Origin of the sequence: Streptomyces sp. NBC_01477, from assembly GCF_036227245.1 — a bacterium.
In the GTDB taxonomy this organism is placed as follows: Bacteria; Actinomycetota; Actinomycetes; order Streptomycetales; family Streptomycetaceae; genus Actinacidiphila.
In genome coordinates this window covers 2,280,190-2,299,088 of record NZ_CP109445.1, presented here as the reverse complement: position 1 = coordinate 2,299,088, position 18,899 = coordinate 2,280,190, and the positions used below count along the sequence as shown (strand labels likewise).

The window sequence follows — 18,899 nt, the reverse complement described above, 5'->3', positions numbered from 1 at the left end:
ATGGCGCGGTGTTGGTGAAGTGGATACGCTGCGGCGTCCTGGACCGGGCCGGCTTCGACCGGGGGCAGCGCCGGTGGGCTGCGCTCAGGGAGCAGCCGGGATTCCACGGCCAGGCCGGCGGCTGGAGCCGCTCGCAACCTGGCGTGGCTCATCTCTTCGCCTTCTGGGACGGGCAGGCGTCCTACGACGCCTTCATGGCGGGGTCGCACGACGCCATGGCGGCCACGCAGACAGGCATGTTCGAGATGCTCGCGGTCCGGATGTTCACCCGCAGGCTGGATGTGAAGGTCGGCTTCGAGCCGCGCTTCTCCGACACCGACCTGCTCCGGGTGGCGCTGTGCAAGGTGCGCCCGGAACGCATCGACCACTTCGTCCAGATGCAGGAACGCGTCTGGAACCCCGCGATGGCCGGTTCACCCGGCATGCTGCGCGGCGTCTTCGCGGAGAGCACGGAGAGCGACTTCCTGGTGCTGTCGGCGTGGGATACCGCCACGGAGCGCGGCAAATACCGCGAGGGAGCGGTGGCCCGGCTCTCGGACCGGGCGGACCTCGACGGCGATGTGGTGTCCGTGGCGGGTGACGTGGTCGACGTGGTGCAGGCGTGGACCGTGTGAGGGCGCCGGCCCGCTCACGCGGCTCCGCCGGGCCGGTCCGCCAGCGCGTCGGCGACGCCCGCGAACGGCACGGCCAGGGCGGCGCCCGGCCGTAGCAAGGTCGCCAGCGCCGTGGTCATCTGCTCCGCCAGCCCGCTGTCCACCGGGGCGTGCCGGCTGATCAGCCGATACCACATGGTGCCGAAGGCGAAGTCGACCGCGAGGTCGAGCGGCACCGCCTCCTCCGAGAGCGCGCCGTCCTCCACGCCGCGGGCCAGCAGCAGGCGGAGAGCCTGGCGCCGTGGACCGATGACGGTGGCCTGCAGGCGCTGCGACAGCGCCGGGTCGTGCTGGGCCTCGGCCATCAGCCCCACCAGCGCATTGCCCGTGAGCGCGGTGGTGAGCGTGAAGGTGGCGTCGAGCAGCGTACGTACGTCGCGCAGCGTGTCGCCGGTCTCGGGGTCCAGATGCTCCGCCTTGCGCAGCGCCAGATCGCGCAGGGCGTCGATCAGCACGTCCTGTTTCGCGGGCCACCAGCGGTACACCGTCTGACGACCGACCCCCGCGGTCTCCGCGATGCCCTTCATCGTCAGCGCCTGATAGCCGCCGCTCTGGCACAGTGCCAGCGCCGCGTCGAGCACGGCGCGTCTGGCTGTCTCGCTGCGGGGTCTGCCACGTACGGGTGTCTCGTCCATGAGGTCACTTTACAAGACAGCGTGTCTCGCTTATGGTTAACGAGTCAGCATGTCTCGTAAATGGAGAGCGCAATGCCCGCATCGACAGAACGTGCCGTCGTCATCGGTGGCACATCGGGAATCGGCCTGGCCACCGCGGAGGAGCAGCTGCGGGCCGGACGCGAAGTGATCGTCACCGGTCGGGACAAGGCCAGGCTGGATGCCGCTCTCGCGCGGCTCGGAGAGGGCGCCTCCGGCGTGTCGCTGGACGCCCTGGACGAGGGCGCCACCCATGACTTCTTCGCCGGCCTCGGCCCGGTCGACCACGTGGTGGTGGCCGTCACCGGCAGCACCGCCGCAGGTCCCTTCGGCGCCCTGCCGATAGCCGATCTGCGGGCCGCGGCGGAAGGCAAGCTGGTCGCCCAGACCATTGCCGCGCAGGCCGCCCTCAAGGCGCTCCGCCCCGGCGGCTCGATCACCTTCGTCACCGCGGGATCCGCCGGCTCGGCGCGCCCCGGCACCGCTGGGCTCGCCGCGGTCAATGCCGCGGTCGAGGCGATGGTCCCGGTCCTCGCTGTCGAATTGGCGCCGATACGGGTCAACGCCGTCTCGCCCGGCATCATCGACACGCCGTGGTGGGACTGGATGGACGCCGAGGCCCGGCGGCAGGCCTTCGACAATTTCGCCTCGACCGCGCCCGCGGGGCGGGTGGGACGCCCGGAGGACATCGCCGGCGCGATCGGTTACCTGATCGGCGCGACCTTCACCACCGGAGTGGTGCTCCCGGTCGACGGGGGGTCGCGCCTGCGGCCGGCCGCGCTGTGACCGCGCCGGGTCGGCGGACCATACTGATCACCGGTTCCACCGACGGAATGGGCCGCTGGCTTGCCCTGCGCCTCGCCGAGGCCGGCGACCGGATCCTCGTCCACGGCCGGGACGCGGACCGCGCGGAGGACGTGTGCCGCGCGGTGCGGGAGGCCACCGGCGAGGACCGCGCGGAGGCGCTGCTCGCCGACCTCGCCCGGCTGCCCGAGGCCGACCGGACGGCCTCACCGAGGCGTGCGCCGACCGGCAGGCGTACGACACCGGGGCCCGGCGAAAGCTCCGGCAATTGTCGGAGGACCTCATAGCCGGGCCGGCCGCGGCCGGGCGCTGAATCCGCAGCGGTCCGCCCGGTGGCCCCGCCGAGCCGGCGTTCCGGTCGCACCATAGGCTGATCGTCATGGGACGTCCTCGCCGCATCGTGCTCATCCGGCACGGCCAGTCCCAGGGCAACAGGGATGACACCATTTACGAGCGGGTGCCGGACCACGCCCTGGAACTCACCGCCGCCGGCGTCCGCCAGGCCGCACAGGCCGGCGAGGGGCTGCGTGAGCTGTTCGGCGACGAACGGGTCCAGGCGTTCGTGTCTCCGTACCGGCGCACCTGGCACACCTACCGTGCGCTCGGTCTGGATCCTCGCCTGATCAGGGCCAAGGAGGAACCGCGGCTCAGGGAGCAGGACTGGGGCAACTGGCAGGACATCGAGGACATCCAGCGGCAGCGCAAGGCGCGGGACGCGTACGGCCACTTCTTCTACCGCTTCGCGATGGGGGAGAGCGGCGCGGACGTCTACGACCGGGTCGGAGCGTTCCTGGAAACCCTCTACCGCGCCTTCGACAAGGAGGACTTCCCGCCGAACGTCCTGATGGTCACCCACGGGCTCACCATGCGGCTGTTCTGCATGCGCTGGTTCCACTGGACGGTGGAGGAGTTCGAGGCCCTGTCCAACCCGGACAACGCCGAGACGCGCACCCTGCTGCTCGGGGCGTCGGGCCAGTACACCCTGGACCGGCCGTTCGAACGGTGGCGCACACCGGGTCCGCCCGGTGGCGGCGACGGGTGAGTTTCGGCACAAGGAGATTGACCCGGAACAGGCACGATGTCAGAGTTTCCGACGTCATGACGGCTCACACCACCCACTCCGCACGCATCTCCCGCGCCCTCACCAGCCTCCAGGGCCTGGCCGTGGGCGATGCCCTGGGCTCACAGTTCTTCGTCCCGGCCCACTACTCCGGACTCCAGAACGGTGAACTGCCGCCGGGCACGTGGCAGTGGACCGACGACACCGAAATGGCCTGCTCGGTGCTCGCCGTACTCGCCGCGCACGGCCGTATCGACCAGGACGCGCTCGCCGTGTCCTTCGCCGAGCACCACGACTTCGACCGCGGCTACGGTCCTGCCGTCAACCGCATGCTCCGGCTGATCCGCCAGGAAGGTGCCGACTGGCGGGAACTGGCGGCGGGGCTCTTCAACGGGCAGGGATCGTGGGGCAACGGCGCCGCGATGCGGGTCGCTCCGCTCGGCGCCTGGTACGCGGGCGACCCTGTCCAGGCAGCCCACCAGGCCGAGATCTCGGCGTACACCACGCACCAGCACCGGGAAGCGGTCGCCGGTGCGATGGCAGTGGCCGCCGCAGCGGCGCTCGCCGCCGACCCCGCGGGGCCGCAGGACCCGTCCGATCTGCTCGGTGCGGTCCTCGATGTCGTGCCGCGCAGCGCCGTGCAGGCCGGCGTCCGCCGGGCCCGCGACATGCTCGACTACGCCGACGTCGGCACGGTGGCAGCGGTGCTGGGCTGCGGCCGGCGTACGAGCGCCCACGACACCGTTCCGTTCGCCCTGTGGTCGGCGGCGCGCCACCTCGGGGCCTACGAGCAGGCGTTCTGGACCACCGCGAAGGCGGGCGGCGACGTCGACACGACCTGCGCGATCGTCGGCGGCATCGTCGCCGCACGGCCGGGCGGCGAGCCGCCGGCGGCATGGACCAGGCGGACCGAAGCGCTGCCGGACTGGGCCGTGATGTCCTGATCGGCCCGTGGAAGGCGCGGCGGAACGGCGAGTAGGCTGGTGCCCGCCATGGCGTACCAACCACCCACACACAGCGTCGAGCGCTCGATGCGCGCCACACTCGGCGTGAAGACCGTCGCAGGCATCGACGAGGTGGGGCGCGGCGCCTGGGCCGGACCGGTCACCGTCTGCGCCGCCGTCACAGGCCTGCGCCGTGCGCCGGAAGGCCTCACCGACTCCAAGCTGATCACCCCCAAGCGCCGCACCCGCCTGGCGGCCGTACTCACCGGCTGGGTGACGTCCTACGCGCTCGGCCAGGCGTCGCCCGAGGAGATCGACGGACTGGGCATGACGGCCGCCCTGCGGCTCGCTGCGCTGCGTGCCCTCGAAGGACTGCCCGAGCCGCCGGAGGCGGTCATCCTCGACGGCAAGCACAACTACCTGGGCGCCGGAGGGCCGTGGCAGGTCAGGACGGTGATCAAGGGCGACCAGTCGTGCGTGTCTGTCGCCGCTGCCTCCGTCATCGCCAAGGTGCGGCGCGACGCCGAGATGGCCGAACTCGGCGCGGACTACGCCCCGTTCGCGTTCGGCGACAACGCCGGCTATCCCTCGCCCGTCCACCGCTCCGCACTTGAGGAACTGGGTCCGACGCCGCTGCACAGGATGTCGTGGTCGTACCTGGACGCGCTGCCGCGCTGGCAGCACCTGAAGAAGGTTCGCAATCCGGACGACTCAGGGGAACAACTCGGTTTCGATTTCTGATCCAGCCCCCACCCCCCGCTGCGCATTCGGTGCGCATTTGATAGACATCAACTCATGCCTCTCACCCCCGAGGAGCCTCAGATTCACGAGAGCGTCCCGGGTCCCCGCACTGCTCCGACCAGCGGCCGGAGTGCGTCGACCCCCCGTCCTGTCCCAGGCCCGCCCCGGCCCGCCGCGCCACGGCCGGCACCGCCGAGGGCCGTCGCCGCCGTCGGCTCGCCGTCCGGCCACGCCGGAAGCAGCCGCCCGAGCGACACCACCGGTCCGACGGCTGCGACCCAGCCGGCTCCGGCTGCTGCCGCGCCGAAGGGCGCGGAGGTGCCCGCGCAGCGCCCGTCCTCCACCGGATCCGCACAGATCCAGCTCATCCCGGCCCCGGTCGAGGGAGCACTCGACGCGGCGGAGGAGGCCGTCGACCTGCTGCTCGACACCGGCCGTGCCCCCGGCGAGATCCTGGTGCTGACCACCGGCGAGCAGCATCCGTGGGCGATCCATGAACTCAGCTTCGGCGAACCGTCCTACTGGGCCCAGCACGCCGCCGCCGACGACGTCTTCTACGCCGACATCGCCGCCCCGCGTGCCACCGGCCGGCCGGTGGTGGTCGTGGCGCTCAACGGCGGCAACGACGACACGCTGCCGCGGGCGCTGGCCACCGCGCTGGCCCGGGCCGGTGTTCTGCTGATCGTCTGCGGCGACCCGGCACGTATCAACAGCGCGCTCGGCGCCAGCGCCTGAGCGTCCCCGGGCGGACGGAATCCGCCCGGGGACGCTCAGCGCGCGGACACGTGACGCAGTGTCTGCGGTGTGCCGCTGGCGACCGCGGGCGCCTGGTCGGTCCGGGCGCGCGACCACGAGTTGGCGTTCGGCGTACGCCCGGCGCGGTTCTCACCGATGACGTGCCAGCCGTCGCCGGTGAGCGTCACGTACGAGCCGCAGCGCAGACCGTGCAGGGTGCAGGCGTCGCGCAGTCCCCACATCCAGGCGCCGTCCTCCGCGGTCCAACCCGGCACCCCGTCGCGGCAGATCATCAGTACCGCGGTGCGCACCGGCGTGCGCAGGCGCAGGTCATGCGGAATGACACGGCGCAGATGGGACAGCAGCGCATTGCGGCGTTCCCAGCCGTCCACGACACCGCTGCGGCCGGCGAACGAGGCGCTGGCCCGGATCCGGCCGTCCGGGTCGTACACCGCGATCACCGCGGTGGACGGTGACGGCAGATGCCTCGTGTGCAGGTCCTTGACCACCTCGCGCGGGCTCGCCAGCAGCGGAATGCCGATGTCGGTCCACTCGGCCGGCTCCAGGGTGCGCGACGCGGGGGAGGTGGTGGCGGAGGACGTCTCCGGAACGAAGCCGATGGTCACGGTCCTCCCTTCACGGATACACCCGCGGACCGGCCGCGGGCGTGCGCCGGTCAGGGGGCTCGGAGAGCCGTTCGGGGATCCGCCTCCAATTCTTCCCCGCGTACTGCCCCGCGGCAACGGGCAATTGGCGTTCGCGACCGGAATGGTCCCCTCCGTCGGATAGATCCCGGCCCCGGCCCGGCCCCCGGATCCCTCACCCCCGCACGGCCAGGACCAGCGGGAACACCGCCGTCGCGCCGGCCCGGCGCAACAGGCGGGCGGTGACAGCCAGTGTCCAGCCGGTGTCCGAGAAATCATCGACCAGCAGCACAGGGCCGGACGCCGCCTTCACAGCTTCAATCAATTCCGGCGGCAGCACGAATGCTGCGTGCAGTGCCCGCACGCGCTGGGCGCTGTTGCTGCGCGGCACCCCGCCGGGATCCGCGTCCTGCGCGTACTCGGCCCTGCCGAGCAGTGGCATCCGGCCGACCTCCGCGATGCGGGCGCTGAGGGTCTCCACCAGCACGCCGTGGCCGCGCGAGGCGACCGCGACCACGCCGACCGGCCGGGCCGGTGCGTCCGGTTCACCGCTGGCCCAACCGCCCGGGCCCCTGGCCCAGTCGGAGAGGACCTGCACCACGGCCTCCACCGCCTCGGACGATACGGGCCGGTCCGCCGCCCCGTCGGCGAACAGCGGCCGCAGCCGGTTGCCCCAGCCGATGTCGGACAACCGGCCCAGCGCCCGCCCGGTCGACGCCTGCTCTCCTGCCGGAATGCGGCCCTTGAGGGAGACGCCGATCGCCTCAAGGCCCGTCGGCCACATCTTGCGCGGCTCCAACTCCACACCGGGACGGCCCAGCGCGCGGCGTGCGAAGTCGAGTGCTGCGGCGGAGACCTCCACGGGAAAGCGCGCCCCTGCGCAGTTGTCGCAGCGTCCGCACGGCTCGGCCTGGTCGTCGTCGAGCTGGCGGCGCAGGAATTCCATCCGGCACGCGGTGCTTCCCGCGTAGTCGCGCATCGCCTGCTGCTCGGCCTCACGCTGGCGCGCGACCCAGGCGTACCGCTCGGTGTCGTACGCCCATGGCTGGCCGGTGGCAGTCCATCCGCCGCGCACCCGGCGGACCGCGCCGTCGACGTCGAGCACCTTGAGCATGATCTCCAGCCGCGAGCGGCGCAGATCGACCCGGGTCTCCAGCGCGGGCACCGACAGCGGCCGGTCGGCCTCATCGAGCACGGCCAGCGTGCGGCGGACCTGCTCCTCCGGCGGAAACGCCAGCGAGGCGAAATACCGCCAGATCGACTCGTCCTCCCGGCCCGGGAGGAGCAGGACCTCGGCGTGGTCGACACCGCGGCCCGCGCGGCCGACCTGCTGGTAGTACGCGATCGGGGACGAGGGTGACCCGACATGGATGACGAAGCCGAGGTCCGGCTTGTCGAATCCCATGCCGAGAGCGGAGGTCGCCACCAGTGCCTTGACCCGGTTGGCGAGCAGATCCGCCTCGGCCGCCTGCCGGTCGGCGTTCTCGGTCCGGCCGGAATAGGCGGCCACCGGGTAGCCGCGCTGCCGCAGGAAGGCGGTGATCTCGTCGGCGGCGGCCACCGTCAAGGTGTAAATGATCCCCGAGCCCGGGAGGGTGTCGAGGTGGTCGGCGAGCCAGGCCAGCCGGTGCGCCGCGTCGGGCAGCCGCAGCACACCGAGTGACAGGCTCTCGCGGTCGAGCGGCCCGCGCAGGACAAGGGTGCCTTCGTCGTCCGAGCCTGCCATGCCGGTGCCGAGCTGCTCCGCGACGTCCGCGGTCACCCGGGCGTTGGCGGTCGCCGTGGTCGCCAGCACGGGCACTCCCGGCGGGAGGTCGGAGAGCATGGTGCGCAGCCGCCGGTAGTCGGGACGGAAGTCGTGTCCCCAGTCGGAGATGCAGTGCGCCTCGTCCACGACCAGCAGGCCGGTCGTCGCCGCGAGCTTGGGCAGCACCTGATCCCGGAAGTCGGGATTGTTGAGCCGTTCAGGGCTGACGAGCAGGACGTCCACCTCGCCCGCCGCCACCTCCGCCTCGATCCCGCCCCACTCCTCGGCATTGGACGAGTTGATCGTGCGGGCCGTGATTCCGGCCCGGGCGGCCGCCTCGACCTGGTTTCGCATCAGCGCGAGCAGCGGCGAGACGATCACGGTGGGACCGGCGCCGCGCTCGCGCAGCAGCGCGGTGGCCACGAAGTACACCGCCGACTTGCCCCAGCCGGTGCGCTGCACCACCAGCGTCCTGCGCGCGTGTGCGACCAGCGCTTCGACGGCGTGCCACTGGTCCTCGCGCAGCCGCGCGGCGCCCGGTTCCGCACCGACGAGCCGGCTCAGGATGGTGTCGGCGGCGGCACGCAGTTCGGTGGTCGTTTCAGTCATGCCTCCATGCAACAGGACACCACCGACAGAACGCCAACGCCGTTCGGCGACCTGTGGATAACTCCGGGTCCAAAGTTATCCACAGGTTTTGAGGGGGTCTGGTGGGAAGTGCGCTCTCTGCGGCAAGCTCAAGTCATGACACAGAGCAACCAAACTCAGTACGGAGAGTCATCATCGTCGGCGGGCGACATGAAGATCGTCCTGCGCGGGCCGGACGAACTCGTGGACGCCCTGCCGTTCCTGATGGGCTACCACCCCGACGACTCGGTGGTCCTGCTGGCCCTGCACGGCGAGCAGGGGCGCTTCGGAGGCAGGCTGCGGGTCGGGCTGCCCGAGGACCCGCAGGACCCCGAGGAGTGGCCGCAGCTCGCCAAGCAGCTCGCGGACTGCCTGGTGACGGGCAGCTTGCAGCGCGGCGGCCGACCGTCCTCCATCGTGGTCTTCCTCTGCCGGGACCCGCGCGCGGGCGAGCGGTCCTCCGAGGTGATGGAGCGCCTGCGGCCGTTCGCCCAGCAGATCCGCATTGCCTGCGGTGAACTGGACGTTCCGGTGATCGAGGCGCTCTGCGTCTCGGGGGGCCGCTGGTGGTCGTACTGCCGGCCCGAGCCCGGCGGCGCGGTGCACCCCCCGGACGGCGGTGTACCCCTTGCGGAGCCCGGCGGATCCGCGATCGCCGCCGTTGCCGCGTACAACGGCATCCGGATGCCGTTGTCGCTGCGCGACTTGGAGTCCCGGCTCCGGCCCGTCGAGTCGCGGGATGCCGAGTACGAAACCGCGCTCGACCTGGCGTGCGCCAGGCTGGTGCCGCGCATGCTCGACAGAAGCGCAAGCGCCTCTGTCACGGAGCGCACGGTCGAACTGGCGGGTATCGCCCTGGAGGCGTTCGGCTCGGCAGCTCCGGTCACCGATCCGGTGCGGGCCGACAGGAGGGACGACGCCCTCCTCGTACACGGTGATGCGGCCGAGATGATCCTGGGCCTCCAGGACCGCGAGGCACGTGACCGTGTCGCGGAGTGGGCGGACCCGGCCAGGGCGGACGCGGCGATCCGGCTGTGGCGGGCGCTGGCCAGGCGCTGCACGGGGCCGTATGCGGAGCACGCGGCGGCGCTGCTCGCCCTGACCGGCTGGGTCGCCTGGTGCTCGGACGACGAGGCGCAGGCGCGTGTCGCCCTGTGCCGGGCACTCGACCTCGAACCCCACTGCACCTTCGCCCGCCTGCTTCAGCACGCCGTCAGCCAGGGGCTGGACCCCGAAGTGGTGCGGCGGTCCCTGCAGAGCACCCGGCGCAGAAGGATTCTGGAGGCGACTACAGTTCGCCGCGGACCAGCCGGAGCAGCCGGTCGAGGACCCGGCCGCCGCTCACTCGGAGGCCGTCGTGCTCGTATTCGTCGGTGACCCAGGTCCGCAGGCCCCGGATCGCCCGGGCGGTAGCCAGCGAATCGGCCGTGTCGACGTACATGTCGTCGTGGTAGACGGCCGCCGCGACAGGCACCTCGTTGCGCGCCAGCCGGTCCGGGTCGTAGAGGTCCGGCCACTGCTCGCGCTGCGCCAGCAGTTCGGCCGTCTCGCGCAGTGGTGCAAGCGCCGGATCGGTTTCGAACATCCACGGGTGGATGGTCTCCCCGGTGAAGAGCACCGGTCCCTCGCCGTCGAGCGCGGCGTCCGCGTCGAAATCGGGGAATTCGCCCCGGACGGACTCGGCCGCCCACCGGGTCCCCTGAGCGGAGACGGATTTCTGGCCGTAGGTCGCCTCATGCAGGACCGCGTAGAGGGGGCCGCCGGCGAAGGACAGGTGCCCCTGGGCCTCGGCGAGAAAGGAGTCGGACAGCAGGCGTCCGGCGGGCCCGGTGACGAAGGCGTCCTCGATCAGGTAGTGCAGCGTGTGCGAACCGGTGCCCGAGCCCAGCATCAGGCCGAGGGCCTGGAAGGCGCGCGGGGTGAGCACGCCGCCGCCCGGAAGTGTGGCGGGGCGGTCGCGCAGATGGCGGACGATGTCCCGGACCGCGGCGACGTCCTCGGGGTAGCGGGCGTAGTGCGCGGCGTTCTTGCGCCGGATCCGCGGGTAGGCCGCGCGGTAGACCCCCTCGGGTGTCGCCCGCAGTCCCGGAAGACCGCCGGTGATCAGCACTTCGCTGAGCGCCTGGGGCGCGAAGGACAGGTAGGTGACGGCGCAGAAGCCGCCGAAGCTCTGGCCGAGGACGCTCCACGGCTCGTCGATCCCGAGCAGCCGGCGCCGGATGAGTTCGCAGTCCCGCACGATCGCGTCGGCCCGGAAATGCGAAAGGTATTCGGCCTGTGCGGCCGCGTCACCGCGCGCGGGCAACGTCTGGCGGTTCGCGGGAGTGGAGAGCCCGGTGCCGCGCTGGTCGAGCAGCAGCACGCGATAGTCGTCCAGCGCGCGCGCCAGCCAGCCGTCCCGGCCCAGCGGACGCGGACTGCGGTTGCCGGGTCCGCCCTGCAGGTACAGCAGCCAGGGCCGCCGGTCGGCGTCCTTGTCCGCCGCCACCACCTCCCGCACGAAGACCTCGATGTGCTCACCGCCGGGTGCCGTGTGATCGAGCGGCACTTGGAGGCGGTGGTCGGTGACGATGGTGCCGGGCTGGCGGTGGACGGGCATGCTGCCTCTTTTCTGCTGCTCCGCGGGATGCGGGGGCGGCGCGAATGGTGCCTTTCGTTCAGGAACCGTAGACGGCCCGTGACCTGTGTGCGCGACACGCCGTTCATCACATGTGCAGCACACAGCGCGACAGCCGAACCGTTCGCGGCCCAACGCGGCCTCGATCACCGAGCCAGTCCGGCGGCGGTGCGGTACGCGGGCGGGCGGGCGGCGGTGAAGGCACCGCCGCACCCCGGACCGGTCCGGGCGGACCGAGCGCCGATCGCCGTCCACGACGCGTTGATCTGCGTGGCCGCCCCGGCGCTCGCGGTCTCGGGCCGGTGCGGGCAGTTGAAGGGAGAGGGATTCGACGGCCTCTACCGCGACGGGCGCCGGTTGCTGGCCCGGTGCGTGCTGACCGTGGCGGGGGCAGAACCGCTCGCCGTGCAGGCCGCGATGCTGGGCGCCGACCGGGTCCGCTTCATGGCGGTGGTGCGGACGGCGGCCGACCGCGGCCCCGACCCTTCCGTCACCGTCGAGCGGGTGAGGTCCGTCGACGGCACGGAGCGGATCACGCTGACCAACACGGGCCCGGTGCGGCTGCGGCTGCCGGTCGAGATCACCCTGGGCACCGACCTGGCGGCGCTGGCCGCGGTCGCCGCGGGCCGGGCGGGCGCCGAGGTGTCCTGCACGGTCAGCGGGGCGGGGCTGAGGTGGTCGGACGGCGAGCACGCGGTGCAGACGACGGCCCGGCCCGCGCCGGACGTGGTGCTGGCCGCGGCGGGCCGGCTGGGCTGGCGGGTGGACCTGCCGGCCGGGGCGTCGCGGACGGTCGAGCTGCGGACCGGGCCTGTCGCGGCGGCCGGCGCCGTCCCCGGCCCGTCCCGGCCCGCGCGGCCGCCGCGGCTGTGGCCCGACGCGGCACTGGACGCGGACGACTCGAGGGCCGGCGCCCTGCTCGGCGCCGCGCTCGACGACCTCCACGGTCTGCTGCTGCGCGACCCGCGGCATCCGGCGGACATCCATGCGGCGGCCGGGGCGCCGTGGCGGCTCGGACTGGCACCGTCCGACGCGCTGTGGGCCGCACGGATGCTGCTTCCGTTCGGCACCCGGCTGGCGGCGGGGACGCTGCGTACGCTCGCGCGGATGCAGGACCCCGGCACCGGACGGATCCCCGGTGCGCCGCGGGACATGGGCCCGCACCTGCCGCCGCTGTCCTCGGGGACGGAGGCGACGCTGCTGTTCGTGAGCGTGCTGGCGGAGGCGTGGCGTTGGGGACTGCCCGCCCGTGAGACGGAGCCGTTGCTGCCCGCGGCGGAGCGCTGCCTGGACTGGCTGCGCGGCGCCGTGGCGGCGTCGGAGGCGGGCGGACTCGTGGCGGACCCCGCGCCCGGCGGGCCGCTGCGCACGGAGGTGCAGGCCCATGCGCACCGGGCCGCGCTGCACGGCGCGGATCTGCTCGACGCGTTCGGCCGACCGGGAGCGGAGGAATGGCGGGACCGGGCGGCGGCGCTGCGGGCGGCGTTCCGCGAGCGGTTCTGGATCGACGAACCCGGCGGGGGTCGGCCCGCAGCAGCGTGCACCGCCGACGGCAGGGCGCTGGACGCCGTGTCGTCATCGCTGGCCCATCTGCTCGACACCGGGCTGTCCGGCGGCGGCAGGGCGGCGGACGGCCTGCTGGACGATGCGCGGACCGCGCAGCTCGGGCGGCTGCTGACCACGGCAGGGCTCGACAGCGGCTGGGGCCTGCGGACGCTGTCGGCCGGCTCGCCCGGCTACAGCCCGTTCGGGCATCGCAGTGGTGCTGTGCGGGTCCATGAGACCGCCGTGGCCGTGGCGGGGCTGGCGGCGTCGGGGCTGGAGGAGGCCGCCGCTTCGCTCATGAAGGGGGTGCTCGACGCGGCGGCGGCGTTCGGCCTGCGCCTGCCGGAGATATACGCGGGGGAGCAGCGGACGGGCAGCGGGCCGCCGTGCCCGCATCCGATGGCCTGCCGTCCCGCCGCGCTCGCGGCGGCCGGATCGGTCCATCTGCTGACCGCGCTGGCCGGGGTACGGCCGGACGCACCGGGCGGGTCCGTCGCGCTGCGGCCACTGTCCTGCGCGCCGGTGGGGGCCGTTCGGCTGAGCGGGATACGGATCGCGGAGGCGCCGTTCGCGGTGCGGGTCGGCCGGCGGGGGACGGCGATGGTCGAGGAGGCCGCACCGGGGCTGCGGCTCGGTGCCTGCGGCGGGCGGGACGACCGGAGGACGTGATCGCGGAGAGGTGTCGATCCGGCTGATTATCGTCAAGCAGACGACTAGGATCGCGGCATGTCGCCCTACGACCCGTCGGCCTTTCCGCCCTTTGCCGTCACCGTCGACCTGGTCGTGCTCACAGTGCGACATCACGCGCTGTGCGCGCTGTCAGTACGCCGTGGCGAGCCTCCCTATCAGGGGCGATGGGCACTGCCCGGCGGGTTCGTCCGGGCCGACGAGGACCTGTCGCAGGCCGCCGCGCGCGAACTGGCCGAGGAGACCGGGCTGCGGGCGCAGAGCGGCGCCCACCTGGAGCAGCTCGCGACCTACGGCGATCCGCAGCGCGACCCGAGGATGCGGGTGGTGAGCGTCGCCCATCTCGTGCTCGCCCCCGATCTGCCCGCGCCGAAGGCCGGCGGGGACGCGCGCAGCGCGCGCTGGGCGCCGGTCGGCACGCTGCTGGCCGAGGGCGGGCAGGAGCACCCCGGCGAGACGGCGCCGCTGGCCTTCGACCATGCGCGGATCCTGGCGGACGGGGTGGAAAGGGCCAGGTCGAAGATCGAGTATTCGTCCCTGGCGACGGCCTTCTGCCCGCCAGAATTCACCGTGGGGGAGCTGCGCCGGGTCTACGAGGCGGTCTGGGGTGTGGCGCTCGACCCGCGCAACTTCCACCGCAAAGTGACCGGCACGGTGGGCTTCCTGGTGCCGACCGGGGGGACGACAACTCGTCAGGGCGGCCGTCCCGCACAGTTGTTCAGGGCCGGCGGGGCCACTCTGCTCAATCCGCCGATGCTCAGACCCGAGGTGTAGTTCGCGGGGAGATTTACCCCTTTTCCAGCGTTATGGTGCGAGGGTGATCCAGGCCATCGGATTGACCAGCATGCCCCGCCGCGGCGCCCCGCCCGCCGTCGCCGACCTCACCTTCGACATCCGGCCGGGCGAGGTCACCGGTCTGTTCGGACCCGCGCGGTCGGGCAAGTCCACCGCCGCCCGTCTGCTGCTCGGCCTGCAGGCCGGCAGGGGCGCCACGCTTGTCGACGGCCGCCCGCTGCACGAACTGGCCAGGCCCGCCCACGCGATCGGCGCGGTCCTGGGCGACGTCCCCGGACACCCGCGCCGCACCGCGCGCGGCCATCTGCGCATGCTCTGCGCCGCGCACGGCCTGGAAGCCGCGCGCGCCGACGACCTGCTGGAAACCGTCGGCCTCGACGCGGTGGCCGACCGGCGCCTCGGCACGTACTCGCTCGGCATGGACCGGCGGCTGGCCTTCGCCGTGGCGCTGCTGCCCGACCCGCACGCGCTCGTCCTCGACGACCCGGTCCGCGAGCTTCCGCCGCGCGAGGCGGCCTGGATGCACGCGCTCGTACGCCGTCACGCGGCCGCGGGCGGCGCCGTGCTCCTGACCGGCCGCGACCCCGGAGCGCTGGCAAGGACCGCCGACCGGGTGATCGCCCTGGCGGATGGCCGGATCGTCGCCGACCAGCCCGCGGCGCTCTTCGCCGGGACCCGGCTGCGGCCGCACGTGGCCGTACGGTCGCCGTTCGCCCAGCGGCTGGCCGGGCTGCTCGCCGAGGACGGCGCGGAGGTGGTCGCGACCAGCGGGAGCCGTATCGCCGTCTACGGCGCCACGTCGGCGGCCGTCGGCGAGGTCGCCTACCGGAACGGCATCCTGCTGCACCAGCTGGCGGACGGGACAGCGGCGGCCCAGGACACCGGCCCGTCCACGGACGACGGGGACGACGCCTCGCGCGCCGTCCCCGAGCAGCGCCGGTCCTCGCCGCACCGTATGCCGCACAGCCCGCTGCGGCCGGTGCGCTACGAACTGCGCCGCTGCTTCGGTGTGCGGAGCCCCTGGCCGACCGCGGCGGCGGCCCTTGTCGCGTCCGTGCTCGGCGCGCTGCTGCTGGCCCGCGGCGGGGCCGCCCACGCGTCACCGTTGCGGCTGCTGTCCGGCTGGCCCGCGGCGCTTCCGCTGCCCGCCGCCGCGGTCGGCGCCGGAGCGCTGGGAGCGCTGTCGTACGGGCAGGAGTTCGCCTTCCCCGCGCTGACCCCCGGCTTCGGCCCCGAACCCCGGGCGCCGCGGCTGCTCGCCGCCAAACTCGCGGTGAGCGGCGCCCTCGCGCTGATGCTCGCCGTTCTGGCGGCGCTGGCGGACACCGCCGTGCTGCGGCTCGCCCTCGGCCCCGGCCGCACCCCCGACCCGACGGCGCTGTCGGCCGCCACGGCGGGCTGGGCGGCGCTGGCCGTCGGGTGCGCGTGGACCGGGGTGCTCGCGGCGTGCGCGTTCCGTACGACGGCGCTCGGGCTGTCCGCGGTCCTGTCGGTGCCGCTGCTGATCGCACCGGGCGTACGGGCCTTGCTCGGTGGTCGCACCGGGCGGCAATTCCTCGACGCGGGCGGCGCCTTGTGGTCGGTGCTCAGCGGAGCGCCGCAAGCCGACGACCGTGCGGCCCTCGCGGCGCTGCACTCGGCTGCGCAACCGCTCGTCCTCGCACTGGCGTTGTCGCTGTCAGGCCTGGTCATCGCCTATCTGGCAGGTGCCTTGCGCGGGCGCAGGCGCGGCCGCAGGCCAACTCCCCTTCCGTCCGCGGGACCTGTCGGGACCGACGGTGAAGAGGGGTGATTCGTCCTCATAAAACGTCAATTATCAGGTGATGAGCGCTCACCCTTTCGTGTGCTTTTCAGCAAAGCCCTCAAGGCGCGCATCGGCATCGCCGACAAAGGATGCGTGAGTACCCTTGCGCACACCATGATGACCGCGGCTCGATCCGCCGACTCCGGCATCGCCGGCCCGGGCGAGCTGGACCGCTACTCGTATGCCGACGCCCCCGGTGGCGACCGTCCAGGGCTCGGCTCCTGGGAAGGCCTGGACTCGGACATGACCCGGGTGGGCCGCCGGGCCGGCGGCAACCGTGGCCGGGGACTGCACGGCCAACTCGTTCAGCAGCTCGGACAGATGATCGTCTCCGGCGACCTGGGCGCCGACCGCCCGCTGGTCCCCGAGGAGATCGGCCAGCGATTCGAGGTCTCCCGCACCGTGGTGCGCGAGTCCCTGCGGGTCCTTGAGGCCAAGGGCCTGGTCAGCGCCCGGCCCAATGTCGGCACCCGGGTCCGGCCGGTCAGCGACTGGAATCTGCTCGACCCCGACATCATCGAATGGCGCGCCTTCGGGCCGCAGCGCGACGAACAGCGCCGCGAGCTGCTCGAACTGCGCTGGACCATCGAACCGCTCGCCGCCCGGCTCGCCGCGGGCCACGGCCGCGAGGACGTGCAGCAGCGGCTGGCCGACATGGCCGAGATCATGGCGCACGCCGCCGCCCAGGGCGACGCGCTCACCTTTACGCGCGCGGACGTGGAATTCCACGCCCTGCTGCTCCAGGTCGCCGGCAACCGCATGCTGGAGCACCTGTCCGGCATCGTGTCGTCGGCGCTGCACGTCTCCGGCGGTCCGGTCACCGGCTGCGAGCGGCCCGGCGACGCCTCGGTGGGACTCCACCACCGGATCGTCGACGCGCTCGCCGGCGGAGACGGCGGCACGGCGGAGGCGGCGATGCGCCAGCTGCTCTCCGCTCCGTCGGAGCAGGCCGCTCCCGCCGACCACGTCGTCCCCGCCCCCCGAGAGCACTGACCGCCCCGCCGGGCCGCCGTGGACCCCGTAGTCAGGGGCCTGCGGCGGCCCCGTGCGTGGCACATGTCCGGCTTTGCCGCTGATCTGCACAATTTGGGGTGTGACTCGGGCCACGTAAGCTGGGCGTAACGCCAGGCGAGGCAGTGCGATGACTTAAGAGGTGGCGACCGTACGAGGAATATTCAGCATTGAGCTTGACGCTGAGTCGCTGTGCGGTTCCACCGAGTCGTTCCCATCGTTCCGAGAGGTTGTTCGTGTCGGCCAGCACATCCCGTACGCTCCCGTCCGAGATCGCCGAGTCCGAGTCTCTGATGGCGCTCATCGAGCAGGGTAAGGCCCAGGGGCAGATCGCAGGCGACGATGTGCGTCGGGCGTTCGAAGCGGACCAGATTCCGGCAACCCAGTGGAAGAACGTTCTGCGCAGCCTCAACCAGGTCCTCGACGAGGAGGGTGTGACGCTGATGGTGAGTGCCGCTGAGGCGCCCAAGCGCACCCGTAAGAGCGTCGCAGCCAAGAGCCCGGCGAAGCGTACTGCCACCAAGACGGTCGCCACCAAGGCGGCCCCTGCCAAGAAGACCGTTGCGCCCAGGGCCACCGCTTCCGAGGCGGCAGCCGAGGCCGAGACCACGGTGGAGCCATCGGTGGAGGCGGAAAACCCAGCAGCCAAGAAGTCGCCCGCGAAGAAGACCGCCGCCAGGAAGACGGCCGCCAAGAAGGCCCCCGCGAAGAAGGTGGCGGCCAAGAAGACCGCCGGTTCCGCGGGCGAGGACGAGGCGGTCGAGGCGGAGGAGTCGCTCGAGGACGTCGCCCCCGGCAAGGCCGGCGAGGAAGAGACCGAGAAGACGGAGTCCGAGAGCTTCGTGCTCTCCGACGACGACGAGGACGACGCGCCCGCGCAGCAGGTCGCGGTCGCCGGCGCCACCGCCGACCCGGTCAAGGACTACCTCAAGCAGATCGGCAAGGTCCCGCTGCTCAATGCCGAGCAGGAGGTGGAGCTGGCCAAGCGCATCGAGGCGGGCCTCTTCGCCGAGGACAAGCTGGCGGCTGCCGACAAGCTCGCTCCCAAGCTCAAGCGCGAGCTGGAGATCATCGCCGAGGACGGGCGCTGGGCCAAGAACCACCTGCTGGAGGCCAACCTCCGGCTCGTCGTCTCGCTGGCCAAGCGCTACACCGGCCGCGGCATGCTCTTCCTGGACCTGATCCAGGAAGGCAACCTGGGCCTGATCCGTGCGGTCGAGAAATTCGACTACACGAAGGGTTTCAAGTTCTCCACGTACGCCACGTGGTGGATCCGCCAGGCGATCACCCGCGCGATGGCCGACCAGGCCCGCACTATCCGTATCCCGGTGCACATGGTCGAGGTCATCAACAAGCTGGCCAGGGTGCAGCGCCAGATGCTCCAGGACCTGGGCCGTGAGCCCACCCCGGAGGAGCTGGCCAAGGAACTCGACATGACCCCGGAGAAGGTCATCGAGGTCCAGAAGTACGGCCGTGAGCCGATCTCGCTGCACACCCCGCTCGGCGAGGACGGCGACAGCGAGTTCGGTGACCTGATCGAGGACTCCGAGGCGGTCGTGCCGGCGGACGCGGTGAGCTTCACGCTTCTGCAGGAGCAGCTGCACTCGGTGCTCGACACCCTGTCCGAGCGCGAGGCGGGCGTGGTCTCCATGCGCTTCGGCCTGACCGACGGGCAGCCCAAGACGCTGGACGAGATCGGCAAGGTGTACGGCGTCACGCGGGAGCGGATCCGGCAGATCGAGTCCAAGACGATGTCCAAGCTGCGTCACCCGTCGCGCTCGCAGGTGCTGCGCGACTACCTCGACTGACGTTCCCCGATCGGCCGTCCCGCC

Annotated in this window: 17 protein-coding genes; 13 read left to right on the top strand and 4 right to left on the bottom strand. The window is 72.6% G+C overall.

Annotation, left to right across the window (positions count from 1 at the left end):
* Positions 1 to 8: 8 nt before the first annotated feature.
* Positions 9 to 614, top strand: coding sequence for a YdbC family protein (locus OHA86_RS09110; protein ID WP_329174000.1), 606 nt, complete (start codon positions 9 to 11; stop codon positions 612 to 614).
* A gap of 14 nt (positions 615 to 628) precedes the next feature.
* Here OHA86_RS09110 and OHA86_RS09105 read toward each other — a convergent pair whose 3' ends face one another.
* On the bottom strand, positions 629 to 1,288 hold the full coding sequence (locus tag OHA86_RS09105) for a TetR/AcrR family transcriptional regulator (protein WP_329173998.1): 660 nt from the start codon (positions 1,286 to 1,288) through the stop codon (positions 629 to 631).
* Positions 1,289 to 1,360: 72 nt separating this feature from the next.
* Here OHA86_RS09105 and OHA86_RS09100 point away from each other — a divergent pair, with 72 nt between their 5' ends.
* From OHA86_RS09100 to OHA86_RS09075, 6 genes are all read left to right on the top strand, one after another.
* Positions 1,361 to 2,092: an SDR family oxidoreductase gene (locus tag OHA86_RS09100; protein WP_329173996.1), complete on the top strand. Its 732-nt coding sequence runs from the start codon at positions 1,361 to 1,363 to the stop codon at positions 2,090 to 2,092.
* Positions 2,089 to 2,397 (top strand): SDR family NAD(P)-dependent oxidoreductase, encoded by a 309-nt coding sequence (locus tag OHA86_RS09095; RefSeq protein ID WP_329173993.1) that lies wholly within the window; start codon positions 2,089 to 2,091, stop codon positions 2,395 to 2,397. The genes OHA86_RS09100 and OHA86_RS09095 overlap by 4 nt, the downstream gene beginning before the upstream one ends.
* 92 nt (positions 2,398 to 2,489) lie before the next feature.
* On the top strand, positions 2,490 to 3,152 hold the full coding sequence (locus tag OHA86_RS09090; protein WP_329173991.1) for a histidine phosphatase family protein: 663 nt from the start codon (positions 2,490 to 2,492) through the stop codon (positions 3,150 to 3,152).
* 56 nt (positions 3,153 to 3,208) lie between these two features.
* Positions 3,209 to 4,114: an ADP-ribosylglycohydrolase family protein gene (locus tag OHA86_RS09085; RefSeq protein ID WP_329173990.1), complete on the top strand. Its 906-nt coding sequence runs from the start codon at positions 3,209 to 3,211 to the stop codon at positions 4,112 to 4,114.
* A 48-nt stretch (positions 4,115 to 4,162) separates the two neighbouring features.
* Positions 4,163 to 4,855, top strand: coding sequence for a ribonuclease HII (locus tag OHA86_RS09080; RefSeq protein WP_329173988.1), 693 nt, complete (start codon positions 4,163 to 4,165; stop codon positions 4,853 to 4,855).
* 54 nt (positions 4,856 to 4,909) lie between these two features.
* Complete coding sequence (locus tag OHA86_RS09075; RefSeq protein WP_329173986.1) at positions 4,910 to 5,590, top strand: hypothetical protein; 681 nt, start codon at positions 4,910 to 4,912, stop codon at positions 5,588 to 5,590.
* 35 nt (positions 5,591 to 5,625) lie between these two features.
* Here the strand turns inward: OHA86_RS09075 and OHA86_RS09070 are convergent, their stop codons facing one another.
* Both OHA86_RS09070 and OHA86_RS09065 read right to left on the bottom strand, forming a co-directional pair.
* Complete coding sequence (locus OHA86_RS09070) at positions 5,626 to 6,216, bottom strand: hypothetical protein (RefSeq protein ID WP_329173984.1); 591 nt, start codon at positions 6,214 to 6,216, stop codon at positions 5,626 to 5,628.
* Positions 6,217 to 6,409: 193 nt separating this feature from the next.
* The gene (locus OHA86_RS09065; protein WP_329173983.1) at positions 6,410 to 8,590 is read right to left on the bottom strand and encodes a RecQ family ATP-dependent DNA helicase; all 2,181 of its coding nucleotides are present in this window, start codon (positions 8,588 to 8,590) and stop codon (positions 6,410 to 6,412) included.
* A gap of 189 nt (positions 8,591 to 8,779) precedes the next feature.
* Between OHA86_RS09065 and OHA86_RS09060 the strand changes: the two genes are divergently transcribed.
* On the top strand, positions 8,780 to 9,985 hold the full coding sequence (locus OHA86_RS09060) for a DUF4192 domain-containing protein (RefSeq protein WP_329173981.1): 1,206 nt from the start codon (positions 8,780 to 8,782) through the stop codon (positions 9,983 to 9,985).
* Here OHA86_RS09060 and OHA86_RS09055 read toward each other — a convergent pair.
* Positions 9,897 to 11,207, bottom strand: coding sequence for an alpha/beta fold hydrolase (locus OHA86_RS09055; RefSeq protein ID WP_329173979.1), 1,311 nt, complete (start codon positions 11,205 to 11,207; stop codon positions 9,897 to 9,899). The genes OHA86_RS09060 and OHA86_RS09055 overlap by 89 nt on opposite strands.
* Before the next feature lie 213 nt (positions 11,208 to 11,420).
* Here OHA86_RS09055 and OHA86_RS09050 point away from each other — a divergent pair, with 213 nt between their 5' ends.
* The 5 genes from OHA86_RS09050 to OHA86_RS09030 all read left to right on the top strand — a co-directional run bounded on the left by OHA86_RS09050 (position 11,421) and on the right by OHA86_RS09030 (position 18,875).
* Complete coding sequence (locus OHA86_RS09050; RefSeq protein WP_329173978.1) at positions 11,421 to 13,439, top strand: glycogen debranching N-terminal domain-containing protein; 2,019 nt, start codon at positions 11,421 to 11,423, stop codon at positions 13,437 to 13,439.
* A gap of 57 nt (positions 13,440 to 13,496) precedes the next feature.
* Entirely contained in the window at positions 13,497 to 14,231 is a 735-nt protein-coding gene (locus OHA86_RS09045) for an NUDIX hydrolase (protein WP_329173976.1), read from the top strand.
* Positions 14,232 to 14,274: 43 nt separating this feature from the next.
* Positions 14,275 to 16,044 carry an ATP-binding cassette domain-containing protein gene (locus OHA86_RS09040; protein WP_329173975.1) on the top strand — a complete coding sequence of 590 codons (1,770 nt, stop codon included), beginning with the start codon at positions 14,275 to 14,277 and terminating at the stop codon, positions 16,042 to 16,044.
* Between the two features lie 105 nt (positions 16,045 to 16,149).
* On the top strand, positions 16,150 to 17,049 hold the full coding sequence (locus tag OHA86_RS09035) for a FadR/GntR family transcriptional regulator (RefSeq protein ID WP_329173974.1): 900 nt from the start codon (positions 16,150 to 16,152) through the stop codon (positions 17,047 to 17,049).
* A gap of 254 nt (positions 17,050 to 17,303) precedes the next feature.
* Positions 17,304 to 18,875, top strand: coding sequence for an RNA polymerase sigma factor (locus tag OHA86_RS09030; RefSeq protein ID WP_329173973.1), 1,572 nt, complete (start codon positions 17,304 to 17,306; stop codon positions 18,873 to 18,875).
* Positions 18,876 to 18,899: the final 24 nt, after the last annotated feature.